Here is a 12,732-nt window from a genome sequence, read left to right as displayed (position 1 = left end):
CGTGACGGTGGTTGCCTGGCCGTTGTCCAGGTTCGTCACCTTCAGCTTCGTTCCCGTCGGGAACGTTCCGCTGGTCGCCGCCGGCGGTCCCGCTTCACCGGACAGCGTGACCGTCGACCCCTGACAGACGACGTCGGGGACCGAGGCATTACCGGTCGCCACCGTGGCGATGACCACTCCGGTCACCATGGCTCCCGTGGTGACAGAGAGCACGAGCTTCTTCGTAGAACTCATAGTCCGTTTCCGGGACATTGGAACTCCTCGATCCGAAATCCGATGGACGATGTACCCCGCGTCCTGGATACGCCCGATGTCACGAGCGAGTTCAGTTCTTGTCGCGGCGTTACAAATCCGGCGGTGAGGAGCCTTCGCCTGCTGCGTGGTGTCCTGCCGCGGTGGCTCGCGGTCTCCGGAGAGCGTTCGAAGGTGCAGGTGGGGGCCTTGCAGGTCGGGACGATCGACGCATCCAGCGTGCGGGCCGATCGTCTCGGCCGAAGCATGGACCGCAGGGAGCCTTAAGGCTCCGTTGATCCACCCTTAAACTCTGATTCGTCAGCGGGGTGGATCCGGCCAGGCCGTCAGGCCATCAGCGGGAAGTCCTGGGGAGTCCGCGCGGCAGGGTCCGAGAGCCCCGCCTACCGGGCCAGGGCCAGAGCCAGAGCCGCACCGTCCGCCGCTCCCGTGCGAGCAGGTGCGCGGTCCGTTCGCGGACGCGTCGGCCAGCTCCGTACGGCGGCCGCGGAGCGCGGTCTGGAGCACGCCAGCGGCGCCGTGGCAGAGGCCAGAGCTCTGGAGCGCCCTCGCCGCGCACGTCACCCGGCACGGCGCCATCGACACCATGACCGGCTGCACCAGGCTCTGCCCGGAGACGACGAGCTGCAGGCGACGGCGACGTTGTTCGCCATGCCCCTCATGGAACAGGAGGGGGAGGACTGCCGTGGAGAGCGCGGTCACGGCGGCCGTCGTACGGGGAACGATGGTCGCCTGGCTCCAGACCGGGGTGGACATCCGGATCACACGGAAGGCGGGCAAGTCGGAGTTCCAGTTCCGGCTGGCCGAGCCCTCCTCGTCCACCCAACTCCTGAGTGAGTCGGTCCGAGGTCGTCGCCCGCCTACTCTGCGGCGGTCCCCGGACCACCGCCGCTGGCCTAGGGCATAGCCCCCTCTCGACGCCGCCGACCTGGACGGTGGGCGGAGGGTTCGGGCTACCGCAACCGCAGTGCAGTCCGCCGAGGTCCGGCACGGAGGCCGCCGCACCGGCCATGAGGGAGGCGACGAGCGCGACCGTGGCCGCTGAGGCTTCGGTCAGGCGGGCGTGAAAACGTCCTCGTGCGCGTCGTCCAGGATGAGCCCGAGGTCGAAGCGGACGCGGACCGTGACACGCTGTCTCTGCTCCTGATAGGCGATCCACTGCGGTTCCAACGAGGCGATCTGCTCTTCGAGTTGCCTCCTGCTCCCCGGAGGCATGTCCCGGCCGAACGCGTCGAGCAGCGACGAGAGCCGTTCGTACTCGCGCGCCTCCTGGCTCTGGTGCTCGTGCTCGATCACGCGCTCGACGGTGCCCTCGATGCCAGCCGCCAGCAGGAGAGACCCGGCCACGACCCCCGGCGACGTCGGGGAGTCCTGCGTCATCGCAGCCCAGTCGGTGAGTCTGGTGTCCGCGGCCAGCTTCACCCGCTGGCCTTCCTTCAGCGTCATGGACTCTGCTCTTCATCTCTCGGATCGGTACGGGCCTTCGCAGGCGGAGGCCCAGGGGTGGTGCCATTATCCGCGTCGGCCCTGGCCTCCTGACGGCCTCTGTGGCCCGTCATCCGCCGTGTCACAGTGTGCGCTACCGAGTGACCGGGGACCGTGGCAGGCCCGAGGGGGGAACAGACGCCGCGGGCGGCGGCCCGACCGGGCCGCCCTACGCCCCAGACGATCAGCGCCGATCCGCACAGGGCCAGCAGCCGCAACGTCGCGCAGGGCGCGCTGGCCGTGCGGGTCTGGGACGTGTACCGCGGCCCGAGACGGCTGCGCTCCGTGCTATGGTCCTGGGTCCTGTTGCCGATGCTCAGTGGCGGTACGCGGCTGCCGCGATCTCGATGAACGATCGGATCAACGGGTTGGTGTCTCCTTCGTTGCACACCGCCACCACTGGGCTCGGCGCCATGTCGATCAGCGGTACCACGGTGAACTCCGCGGGCAGGTCGTGTCCGAGCGGAGCCAGACCGACCGTGCCGTTCCACAGCACGGCCTGCAGGCATTCCTGGACGGCGCGTACCACTGGTCCCTCGCGCGTCCTGCCACCGTTCCAGTACGACTGCCAGACGGGGTCGGTGTCCTGCGGAAACTGGAACCAGCGGCGGTCGCGGAGCTCGGCCAGCCGCAGCCGGTCGCTACGGGCCAGCGGGTCGTCGGCGCGCAGGACCACGCCGACCGGATCGTTGCGCAATACACGCACCGTCAGGGCGGTCTCGTCGAACGGCGCCCGGGTGAGGGCGACGTCGACCAGTCCGGCGCGCAGTCCGCACGTCGGGTCGGTCAGATCGGTGTCGCGGATGTGGATGTCGATGCCGGGGTGGCTTCGGCGGTAGGCGGCGGCCAGCCTGGCCACTCCCGGGTCGGTGCCGTCGCCCAAGATGCCGACGGTGATGGTCGCGACGCCGGCTGCTGCGCTCACGCGTACCCGGACGCGGTCGGCGTGGTCGAGCAGGGCTCGCGCCTCGTCGAGCAGCACCGTGCCCACCGGAGTGAGCGTGACGCCGGTGGTCGAGCGGGCGAAGAGCAGAGCCCCGACTTCGGACTCCAACTGCTTGATCGCCCGGCTCAGCGGCGGCTGACTCATGTGCAGTCGGGTGGCGGCCCGGCCGAAGTGGAGTTCCTCGGCGACCGCCACGAAGTAGCGCAAGGTTCGTAGCTCCACGCTGTAACGATACCCATGAGGTATCGGCGCTGCTGAACGGGTCTTGGACACCGGCGAGGTCCCGGCGGTGCACTGGTGAACATGACCGAAGAGACCAGGACCAGCGAGCCGCAGGCTGACCCCGCCGTATCGGTGGTGGGTCCCCGCGACGGCGAGACGATCGTTCTCGGCACCACGCGCATGCGCGTTCTGGAGGACGGCAGCCACACCGGGCACCGCCTCGCGATCACCGAGTCCGTCCTCGCCCCGCACACGCAGGGTCCGCCGCAGCACCTCCACGGCCAACACGACGAGGGCTTCTACGTCCTCTCCGGCATCGTGCGTTTCACCGTCGGGGACGAGGACTACGACGTCACCGGGGGGACGTTCGTCATGGTTCCGCCGGGCACCCCGCACGCCTTCGCCAACCTGACCGACCAACCCGCCGTCATGCTCAGCACCTTCACACCCGACCTGTACGTGCAGTACTTCCGGGACCTTCAAGAGGTGCTCGGTGGCGGCGGGCCGCTGACGCCACAGGCCAACATCGACGCGATGGGCCGCTACGCGACACAGCCCGCCACTGACCTCGCGTGAGGCTGACCGGACGGCACGGCTCGGCCGTCCTCCTTCGACCGGTGGGCGCGCTCCCGCCTTTCGCTTCCGAACCCCTCGGACGACGGACCGGCCTTCTCCAGGGGCTTCCCTGACGCTCGACGCAATGACAATCGACGCAATCGACAGGCCCCCGCGAACCGGGGCCCATGAACGGGAACCATGAACATCGCCTATTGGATCGTCGCCGGCCTGCTCGCGCTCTTCTACTTCTACGCAGGCACGCTGAAGGTGATCCGCAGCCGTGATCAACTCCGACCGATGATGGCCTGGGTCGACCGCATACCCCTGCCCGCCCTCAGGGCGCTGGGGGCGGTCGAAATACTCGGCGCGACCGGCCTGGTACTGCCGCCGCTGACCGGCATCGCTCCCTGGCTGGCGCCGGCCGCGGCCATCGGCTTCGTACTCCTGCAAATCGGCGCGATCGCCGTCCACCTGAGCGGCCAAGACCGCCGGATCGCACTCAACACCGGTCTCACCGTCACCGCGGTCGTGACCATCTGGCTGGCCGTCCGGCTGTGAACAAGCACGGTCTTCGGCGCGCGGTGCTTGCGGACTGCCGGGCCCCTCGTTCAAAGATGCGGCCCGGCGAGGCGGACCATGTCGGTCATCCATCGGCGGCTGCCGGTTCGATGTCGGTGGCTTGTCGGCGAGGCCCGGCAACCTTCCAGAGACGGCCGGCCCGAACCCACCGGGCGGCCCCGATCCCCAGGAGACTCCATGCACATACCTGTCACGATCATCGGCGCCGGACTCGGCGGACTCACGCTGGCCCGCGTCCTTCACGTCCACGGAATCCCCGTCACGGTCTACGAGGCGGAGTCCTCCCCGACGGTCCGCACGCAGGGAGGCCTGCTCGACATCCACGACTACAACGGGCAGCTCGCCCTCAAGGCGGCCGGCCTGATGGATGCGTTCCACGCCATCGTCCTGGAGGGCCACCAGGCGATGCGGGTCCTCGACCCGGACGGGACCGTCATGCTCGACGAGGCCGACGACGGCACGGGCGGACGCCCCGAGGTGCACCGCGGCGAGTTACGACAGATCCTGCTCGACTCGCTCCCGGCCGGCACCGTCCGGTGGGGGCACAAGGTCAGCAGCACCCGCGCTCTCGGCTCGGGCCGCCACGAGGTGACGTTCGCCGACGGCGGCACCATCGTCACCAGCCTGCTGGTGGGCGCGGACGGTGCGTGGTCACGGGTACGGCCACTGCTCTCCACCGCCACGCCCGAGTACACCGGCACGTCGTTCGTCGAGACGTACCTGTTCGACGCCGACACCCGCCACCCGGCCGCCGCGAAAGCGGTCGGCGGCGGGATGCTGATGGCGCCCGCGCCGGGTAGGGAGATCTTCGCTCACCGGGAAAGCGGCGACACCCTGCACACCTACGTGGCGCTGACCAGGCCGCAGGACTGGTTCGCCGCCATCGACTTCACCGATGCCGCCGCGGCCACCGCGCGGATCGCGCGCGAGTTCGACGGCTGGGCGCCGGAACTCACCGCCTTGATCACCGACGGCGACACCGGGCCGGTCCTGCGCCCCCACTACGCTCTGCCGACCGGTCTCCGGTGGGACCGGGTCCCCGGGGTCACCCTGCTCGGCGACGCCGCCCACCTCGCGGCCCCGAACGGCGAAGGCGCCAACCTGGCCATGTACGACGGCGCCGAACTCGGCAAGGCCCTCGCCGCGCACCCCGAGGATGTCGAGGCCGCGCTCACCGAGTACGAACAGGCCATGTTCCCCCGCAGCGCCGAGCCCGTCACCTTTGAAGGTGGAGAGGTCCCGGGGATCGACTCCGAGCACAACACCGCCCAGGGTCTGATCAACATGATCACTGAGAAGGGCCGCCAATGAGCCGCTGAGGCGCCGGTCCGATGCCCTCCGTCCCGGCCTCGGTCAAACCTGGGCGGAGTGGCTACCGCGCTCATGGACATGGACCTCTCCGCAGTGCTCGGCGCAGGAGGCGGCCACAGCCACGACCTCGCCCGCGGCCCGTAGCGAGGGCAGGAGGGTCGGTAGCACCTCGGCGAGTACGGTCCAGAGGGTCACGTACGCGCCTGCTGCCGCGGCGCAACGGGCCGTGTCCGCGAGCCGGTTGGGCTTCACCGTGCCCAAGGCCGTCATGGCGGCGAGGGCGGCGTGCCCGGGCGTGCCCGGGCGCGCCACCCCGGGGGTCACTTCGTCTGGTAGACACCGAAGACGTCGAGCACCAGGTCGGCGTCCTCATGGCCCTGGTTCCAGAAGGTGATGACGCCGTGGTCGCCGTCGCTCGCCTGGACCATGTTCGGGACCGTGTCGCCGGTCGTCCAGTTGAGGGTGGAGGAGACGGGGCGCGGTCCGGCCGGTGCGGCGGGTTCACCCTCCGCCGGCAGCGCGTACGGGCTCGGGGCGACCGAGAGGAATCCGGTGCCGCGGGTTTCGGTGACGGTGGCGTTCAGCACGTAGGCCTCGACGCCTGTCGCCGCCTCGGGCGTGAACCCCTGCGTGATGTACTCCCGGGCCCGGAACCTGCCGCCGGGCCAGCCGTACGCCTCCTCGCGGGTGTCGAGCGTACGGAAGGGGGTGAAGGGCAGGAAGGCGGCCTTGCTGTCCGGGCTGTAGTAGCCGACGACGTCGACGACCACGTGGGTCGGGGACCAGGCCCCGTTGAAGATCTTGATCGTGCCGTCCTCGGCCACCGGGACGATCACGGCGTTGGCCACGGTCTGTCCGGGTACGAAGTTCAGGTTCGACGCCGTCGGTACCGGCCCGGTGCCGGAAAAGGCGGTCATGTGGCCGGGCCCCTCGGGCTCGGTGACCGTGACGTTCAGGGCCACGGCCTTGATGTTCTGGGGCACCCCCTGCAGTCCGCCGATGCGGGTGGTGAACGCGCTGCGGGCGGCGAGCTTTCCGCGGGCCGTGCCGACGCCCTCTCGGGTGTCGACGAACCGGGCGGGCGTCATCGAGGTGTAGCCGCTCGCCGAGGCCCGGGTGAAGTAGCCGGTGACGTCGGCGATCAGGTCGACCGGCTGCCAGCCGCCGTTGAAGAGCTCCACGTACCCGTCCTCGCCCACTGGCACGATCACCATGTTCGGGACGGACCGGCCGGCCGTGTAGTTCAGGTTCGAGGTGTTCGGGCGGTCGTAGCCGGCTCCGGGCCACACGGTCACGTGGCCGCTGTCGACGGTCTCCGTGACGGTGACGTTGAGGGCGACGGCGGTGACGCCCGCCGGTACGGAGGCGTTGCCGGCCACCTTGACGCGGGCGGAGCCCTGCCCGGGGACCTTGCCGACCGCGGCTCCGGTGCCGTTGCGGGTGTCGAGGAGGCGGGTCGGGGTGTGCGGGGTGAAGTCGGCGCCGGGGGTGAGGAACGCCCCGCCGTTGGTGGCCTGGACGGCATTGGCCGTGTCGGTCACCTTGACCTGCACCTGGTACTCGCCGGACTTGTCGTACGTGTGCGAGTGGTGCAGTTCGTAGTTGCCCCGGGCGGTGACCGTGTCGGTCTTCCCGTCGCCCCAGTCGATGACGATGTCGAGCGCGAAGTCGGCGCTCGTGATCAGGGCGGTGAGCTCGATCCCGTGCGCGGTGTAGCTGGTGCCGCTGACATCGACCGCGAGGGCCGGGTTGGCCCCCGCGTCGAGTGCGGCCTGCTCGGTCGGTGCGGCCTCCGCGTTCTGCGCGGGCGCGGCCTGCTCGGTGGGCGCAGCCTGAGCCTTCTGTGGTGCAGCGGTTTTGGAGTTGGCCTTGGCCTTCCCCTCGGTGGCGGTGGGCAGGGTGGTACGGATCGTGCGATCCGCGGGGCTGTGGAAGCCCTCGGACGTGGATGCCCCGGCGATCGCCTCGGCGACTCCGGCCGCGACGGGTACGGGATCCGCCGCCTGCGCGATGCCCGGGATGATGCCGAAACCGGCTGCCACGAAGGCAGCGGTCATTACGAGTCGGTGGTTGCGCACCGGCCCCCCAGTTGTGGTGATGAGTGAAGAGGGGCAACCGTATGGAGGGTTCCGGCCAAGGGTCACGGGGTTCTGGCGCGATTCACTCCATAGGGGTCAACGCTTTACCGGCTGTGCGGTTTGCGATCGACAGGAGGGTGTCTGCCGTTCCGTGCGGGCCGACGTGTGGCGGGCGGGCGGGACCTGTACCTTCCACGGCCTGCCCCACCGGCGCCGGACACCGTGCTGCCTCGGTGGTCCTCGGTGCGGGAGAAGGCGGACCGGGACTGGTGGGTGCGGCTGGCGCGGCTGCGGAAGGCGATCCACGAGGCGGGCGAGAGCGGGATCGGACTGCCGGGTGAGCTGCCGGATCACTCCTTCGAGCGGCTCACGAGCACGACGTCGGCATCGGCGGTCCGAGCCTGATGAGAGTCGTCGACCGAACCCTTCGAACGAAGCTCCCCGACAGCTGGTCGACGGCATCCGGGGTGCCGGTCCAGCCGCACGCGAACTCGGTCCGCAGCACGGCCGCTGGCGTGAGGCCCTGCCCAACGCGGCTCAGTTGTCCGGACCGCAGACGGCTCCGCCAGGCCGCTGACGGGAGTACCGGACGATGGCTTCCTGCGAGGTCGATGGCGCGCTGCCGTCCGCGGGGGTGAGAGAGCCGGCACGGGTCGGCTTGTGCCTGGTGGCCACCGCCGATCTGCGTTACCGCCACGGCGGGACCCGCACGATGATCCTGCGCAACGGCACCGTCGTGCAGCGCACGGTACGCGTCTACCGTCCCCACCGGCTGACTGGCTTAGCCGGGACGTGCATGACACCCCTGTCGGGGCGAGGACGCGCTGTCACCGAGTTGCAACAGCGCTGGGGTGCGCGCCCGGGAAGCATGCCGATGCGAGCGGTTTCGTTTCCCTTGGTGAACTCGCCCACCCAGTCGGGTGAGTTACGGCCCGTGAACCTGTTGGTCTCCCTGCCCGTTCCGCTACACCCGTGTACGTGATCAAGAACTTGATGCGGGCTCTTCCCGCGCTGGCCCTGACCGCTCTGCCGCTGCTCACCGCCGCGCCGTCCTCCCAGGCCGCGGGCGGCAGCCACTCGCCCCTGCCCGCCGTCTCCCGTGCCGGTGACTTCGAGATCCGCAGTGGTCTCCATGGCAAGTGCCTGGCCTCCAACGAAGACAACGTCGAGGTGCAGAACTGCCGCGGCACGGGCAGCCAGCTCTGGTTCTGGCAGGGCCGCACGCTGCGCAACCGGGCGGAGCTGCACTGCCTCGACGTACGCAACGGCGAGCCCGACGCTCCGGCACAGGTGGTGGGCGACTGCCACGGTCAGGCGAACCAGCGCTGGGACGTCGCGAACAGTCACCTGATCACCCAGGTGAACGGCCAATGCCTTTCCATCCAGAACAACGGAGACCCGAGCGAGCACGCGGGGATCAACGTACGCAACTGCGCCGAAGTGGCCTGGCAGCGCTGGGACGTGCCGGCGCCGGCGTGATGACGCACAGGTGACGGCCGTCGTAGGCGCCAGGTAGCGGTAAGCACGACGGCCCGCACGCACGCCCCCACAGCGCCTGACCCGCGTACGGATCGATCCTCATGCTCAGGGGGTGTGCGTGCGGGCTTCACTGATGAGACGTTCGGCGCTGCGGGTGTTCCGCGGGTTGCGGCGGTGTGCGGTCTTTGGCGCCGGGAGCGCCGCCTTTGTGCTGGGCGGGGCGGGATGGCGCGAGCCTCGGCGGCGGCTCGCAACTCTCTCTGCCGTGCCAAGCTGTGCGGCTCGGCGGCGGTCACGCACAGACCAACTGGCCAACTGGAAGGTTCTGACCGCGCTTCCGTGACGAGTACGGCAGAAGGATGCCCCCCGTCCAGGCCCGGCCGCCGCCGCGCTGCCGTCTGAGCTCCCCTGGCCCCTGTCGTGGACAGGGACTCGGAGCCGGCGGCAGGCGGATTGGGGACGCCGGGCCTGCCTCAGGCAAGCCCTACCAATGCGGCGATGGTCCCACCGAGCACCCGGTCGCGTATCTCGCCCGGACTGGTGACCCGCTCCACCATCGCCCGGGCCAAGACCGGGTCGCCGTACGGGGCGTCCGAGCCGAACAGGGTCCGGTCCGGGATCTCCTTGATGGCCAGCCGGACCGCGAAAACGATGTTGGCGGTGGACAGCTCCAGGTACATGTTCGGGGTGTCCCGGACCAGCTCGACCGCCTGCATCCAGTTCAGCCCTCCGAGCTGACTGACCACCAGCGGAACCCCCGGATACCGGTCGGCGAGCGCCGACAGGGTTACCAGATCGTCCGCCGTGGTCGGAGCGGATCCGTGCACGACCACGGGCAGCCCGCCATGATCGGACGCCGCCCGGAGCACCGGTTCGATCACCCCTGCCCGTCCGGGCGGCGGCGTCAGCTCACCGATCCCGTGCAGCCCACGCCCCACGACGTCGCGTTCCACGATCGCGGCAATCTGCTCTGGCTCCAGGTCCAGCGGTACTGACAGGAAGCCGATGAACCGCTCCGGCCGTGCGGCGAGTGCGGCGTCCAGTTCCTGCCACGCGTCGCGATAGCCCTCGGCCGTGCCGGCCCGACCCCCGATGGCCTCGTCCAGGATCGCCATCTCCCGCCGCAGCGAGGCAAGGTCACCAGCCCGCTCCGGATGTGGGCGGGTGGCGAACAGCACGGCACGGTCCACCCCGGCCTCGTCGAGCAGCCCCACATGTGCCTCGACCGGGTCGTGGACGTGGCCGTGTGCATCGATGATCAATGGTCACTCCATCCTTGACGATCGACCCGGAATACGGCCGACCAGTGCACTGTTGCTCCCTGACACGGTGGCAAGGTCAAGCTGGAAGGAGCTGGTCAGTGCTGATCGGTGAGCTGTCGCGTCGCGCAGGAGTCAGCGAGCGGCTGTTGCGCTACTACGAGCGGATGGAGCTGATCCACTCAGAGCGCCGCACCAACGGCTATCGCGAGTACGACAACCCGACGGTGGAGACGGTGCGGCGCATCCGTGCCCTGCTGGCCGCCGGACTGCCCACCCGCATCATCCGCCAGATCCTGCCCTGCACCTTTGACGAGGCGGCACTGCGCCCCTGCCCCGGCGTCCTCACCAGCCTCCGCGACCAGCTGAACGTCCTCGATCAGCGTGCCGCCGACCTGGACACCGCGCGCCACCTTCTGCGCCAGACCATCGCCGCCACCGAGAACGAAGCAAACTAAGACCGGATGGAACCGCGGTGCCCTCCCGAATGGCCATCACATAGCGGTTCACAACGTGGTATCCGCCGGTGCAGCCGAGTGCGAGCAACTCGCGATAGAGCTGCATCGAGCTGGTGCAGCCCGCCTGGAAGCGGTGCTGCACGTGCTCGATGATCGGGTCGAGGACGCCGTACCCGTGGTCCTGCGCCGAGGCGGGAAGCCCTGCGAGGTCCTGTTCCGGTAGCGCCGGACCGTCTTGCGGTCCAGCTGCAGACGGCGACCGATGTCGTTGAGCGACAGGCCAGTGACGGCGAGCTCGTTGACCTCCGCGTGGCGGTGCCGGATCCGCTCCACCGCGTCAGCCACGGTGGGCGTGTCATCCCAATGGGGCGATGCGCGGCACGGTGGATCAGACAAGACTCTCACCAAGCCCAACTTCGCCCCGGAGGTTCCATGTCGAAAAGCGGCTCGCCTCGCATCGATGTTCCGCGTGAGGCGCCGGCACGGGCGTCGCTGGTTCTGGCGTCCCTGATCGCCGTTGCCGCGGTGGCCAACTTGAACCTGTCGGTGGCCAATGTGGCGCTGCCCGCGATCGGGAAGGCGTTCGACTCCTCCCAGACCGCGCTGAACCTGATCGCCGTGGGGTACTCCCTCGGACTGGCCGCATCGGTGCTCTATCTGGGTGCGGTCGGCGACCATCACGGGCGCAAGCTGCTGCTGCTCCTCGGCATCGCTCTGTCCGTCCCCGCCTGCCTGCTCGCCGCGTACGCGCCGAACGACACCGTCCTCGTGGGGGCCAGGATCCTCGGCGGGCTCTCGGCCGGCATGGCCTACCCGACCACCCTGGCGCTGATCACCGCCCTGTGGGCGGGGCCGGGGCGGACGAAGTCGATCGCGCTGTGGTCGGCCCTGGGCGGCGGCATCTCCATGCTCGGGCCGGTGATCGCGGGCGCGCTGCTCGAACGCTTCTACTGGGGGTCGGTGTTCCTGGTCACCCTGCCCCTCGCCGTGGTCGCGCTGGTCATGGCCCTGCTGTTCGTCCCCGCGCACGCCAACGAGTCGGCCGAACCGGTGGACAACCTCGGCGGCATCCTGTCCGTCCTCCTGATTGCGGGACTGGTGCTGGCGATCAATTTCGCCGCCGTCCCCGGCCAGGAGGCACTGGTCGTCGGCCTCGCCGTGATCGCCCTGGCCGCCGGAGCAGGTTTCTTCTGGCGTCAGCGCCGGGCTCCCAACCCGCTGTACGACCTCCACATCGCCGGCCGGCGCACGTTCTGGGTCGCCGCATGCGCGGGAATCATCGTGTACGGCTCCATGATGGGGTCGGCGTTCGTCAGCCAGCAGTACCTGCAGAACGTGCTCGAGTACAACCCCGTCGAAGCCGGCGCCGCCATCCTCCCCCTCGTCGTGATGATGGTGCTCGTGGCACCACGGTCCGCGAAGCTGGTCGAGACACGCGGCGCCCGCACGACCCTGCTGGTCGGTTACGCGTTCCTCTTCCTCGCCTTCGCCTGGATGCTGCTGTTCTGGGGCGAGGACAGCAGCTACTGGCAGATCGGCTTCGCCTACGTACTCATCGGTATCGGCGCCGGCCTCGCCGGGACGCCCGCATCCCACTCGCTGACCGGATCGGTGCCCGTGCGGCGAGCCGGCATGGCCTCAGGCACCGCCGACCTGCAACGGGACCTCGGGGGCGCCATCATGCAGTCCATCATGGGCCTGCTCCTCACCGCCGGCTATGCCTCGGCCTTCAGCGCGGCGATCGCCGCTTCCCCCGAGAGCAAGGACGTGTCGGACCAGGTCCAGAGCGAGCTGACGAAGTCCTTCGCCTCCGCCGGGCAGGTCGCCCAGCAGCACCCCCAGTACGCCGACCGGATCGTCGCGGCAGCACGCCAGTCGTTCCTCCACGGCGACGACTGGGCGTACACCGTCGGCCTGGCCGCGATCGCCCTGGGTGCGCTGCTGATCTTCTTCATGTTCCCGCACCGGGACGCCGAGCGGGAACTTCTGCGGCGCTACTACGCCGAGGACACCGCCTCCGCCTCCGCCTCCGCATCCGCCGCCGAGAGGCCGAGCGGATCGGGAGCTTGATGGTTCGGCCGGTCAACCGGTCGCCGACCGTGTCG

The 12,732-nt window shown here is 69.8% G+C and carries 12 protein-coding genes and 1 pseudogene; 7 read left to right on the top strand and 6 right to left on the bottom strand.

Translation table 11 applies throughout. The annotated features are described in order from the left end of the window. The 3 genes and pseudogenes from ADK52_RS44665 to ADK52_RS34250 form a co-directional block, all read right to left on the bottom strand. A pseudogene (locus tag ADK52_RS44665) lies at positions 1-213 on the bottom strand (hypothetical protein); the annotation flags it as partial. Between the two features lie 1,092 nt (positions 214-1,305). Next, positions 1,306-1,698, bottom strand: a complete 393-nt coding sequence (locus ADK52_RS34255; protein WP_053693766.1) for a hypothetical protein — start codon at positions 1,696-1,698, stop codon at positions 1,306-1,308. 355 nt (positions 1,699-2,053) lie between these two features. After that, a complete protein-coding gene (locus ADK52_RS34250) occupies positions 2,054-2,905 on the bottom strand; it encodes a LysR substrate-binding domain-containing protein (RefSeq protein ID WP_234344371.1) in 852 nt (283 codons plus the stop codon). 81 nt (positions 2,906-2,986) lie between these two features. Between ADK52_RS34250 and ADK52_RS34245 the strand changes: the two genes are divergently transcribed. The 3 genes from ADK52_RS34245 (at position 2,987) to ADK52_RS34235 (ending at position 5,353) form a co-directional block, all read left to right on the top strand. Further along, entirely contained in the window at positions 2,987-3,481 is a 495-nt protein-coding gene (locus ADK52_RS34245; RefSeq protein WP_199828593.1) for a cupin domain-containing protein, read from the top strand. A 180-nt stretch (positions 3,482-3,661) separates the two neighbouring features. After that, positions 3,662-4,021: a DoxX family protein gene (locus ADK52_RS34240; RefSeq protein ID WP_053693763.1), complete on the top strand. Its 360-nt coding sequence runs from the start codon at positions 3,662-3,664 to the stop codon at positions 4,019-4,021. Between the two features lie 198 nt (positions 4,022-4,219). Continuing rightward, entirely contained in the window at positions 4,220-5,353 is a 1,134-nt protein-coding gene (locus ADK52_RS34235; protein WP_053693762.1) for an FAD-dependent oxidoreductase, read from the top strand. Between the two features lie 42 nt (positions 5,354-5,395). On the opposite strand, the gene ADK52_RS34230 is transcribed toward ADK52_RS34235, so the two are convergent. Next, entirely contained in the window at positions 5,396-5,677 is a 282-nt protein-coding gene (locus ADK52_RS34230; RefSeq protein ID WP_159046095.1) for a hypothetical protein, read from the bottom strand. Beyond that, on the bottom strand, positions 5,674-7,410 hold the full coding sequence (locus ADK52_RS34225) for a PKD domain-containing protein (RefSeq protein ID WP_053693760.1): 1,737 nt from the start codon (positions 7,408-7,410) through the stop codon (positions 5,674-5,676). Before ADK52_RS34225 ends, ADK52_RS34230 begins: the two co-directional genes overlap by 4 nt. Before the next feature lie 264 nt (positions 7,411-7,674). Here ADK52_RS34225 and ADK52_RS42705 point away from each other — a divergent pair, with 264 nt between their 5' ends. Both ADK52_RS42705 and ADK52_RS34220 read left to right on the top strand, forming a co-directional pair. Continuing rightward, a complete protein-coding gene (locus tag ADK52_RS42705) occupies positions 7,675-7,836 on the top strand; it encodes a hypothetical protein (protein WP_159046094.1) in 162 nt (53 codons plus the stop codon). Between the two features lie 573 nt (positions 7,837-8,409). Further along, entirely contained in the window at positions 8,410-8,910 is a 501-nt protein-coding gene (locus tag ADK52_RS34220; protein WP_159046093.1) for an RICIN domain-containing protein, read from the top strand. A gap of 473 nt (positions 8,911-9,383) precedes the next feature. Here ADK52_RS34220 and ADK52_RS34215 read toward each other — a convergent pair whose 3' ends face one another. Continuing rightward, entirely contained in the window at positions 9,384-10,172 is a 789-nt protein-coding gene (locus tag ADK52_RS34215) for an amidohydrolase family protein (RefSeq protein WP_053693758.1), read from the bottom strand. A gap of 98 nt (positions 10,173-10,270) precedes the next feature. On the opposite strand from ADK52_RS34215, the gene ADK52_RS34210 reads away from it, so the two are divergent. Both ADK52_RS34210 and ADK52_RS34205 read left to right on the top strand, forming a co-directional pair. Then, complete coding sequence (locus ADK52_RS34210) at positions 10,271-10,627, top strand: MerR family transcriptional regulator (protein ID WP_053693757.1); 357 nt, start codon at positions 10,271-10,273, stop codon at positions 10,625-10,627. 525 nt (positions 10,628-11,152) lie between these two features. Next, complete coding sequence (locus tag ADK52_RS34205) at positions 11,153-12,697, top strand: MFS transporter (RefSeq protein WP_234344369.1); 1,545 nt, start codon at positions 11,153-11,155, stop codon at positions 12,695-12,697. Positions 12,698-12,732: the final 35 nt, after the last annotated feature.

Origin of the sequence: Streptomyces sp. WM6372 (genome assembly GCF_001279655.1) — a bacterium.
GTDB lineage: Bacteria > Actinomycetota > Actinomycetes > Streptomycetales > Streptomycetaceae > Streptomyces.
This window is presented reverse-complemented; position numbering and strand designations above follow the sequence as displayed.

Bases quoted from the DNA above. Each gene is read 5' to 3' on its own strand.
- ADK52_RS34255 (WP_053693766.1), bottom strand. From the start codon at position 1,698: ATGACGCTGAAGGAAGGCCAGCGGGTGAAGCTGGCCGCGGACACCAGA.
- ADK52_RS34245 (WP_199828593.1), top strand. From the start codon at position 2,987: ATGACCGAAGAGACCAGGACCAGCGAGCCGCAGGCTGACCCCGCCGTA.
- ADK52_RS34240 (WP_053693763.1), top strand. From the start codon at position 3,662: ATGAACATCGCCTATTGGATCGTCGCCGGCCTGCTCGCGCTCTTCTAC.
- ADK52_RS34235 (WP_053693762.1), top strand. From the start codon at position 4,220: ATGCACATACCTGTCACGATCATCGGCGCCGGACTCGGCGGACTCACG.
- ADK52_RS34225 (WP_053693760.1), bottom strand. From the start codon at position 7,410: ATGACCGCTGCCTTCGTGGCAGCCGGTTTCGGCATCATCCCGGGCATC.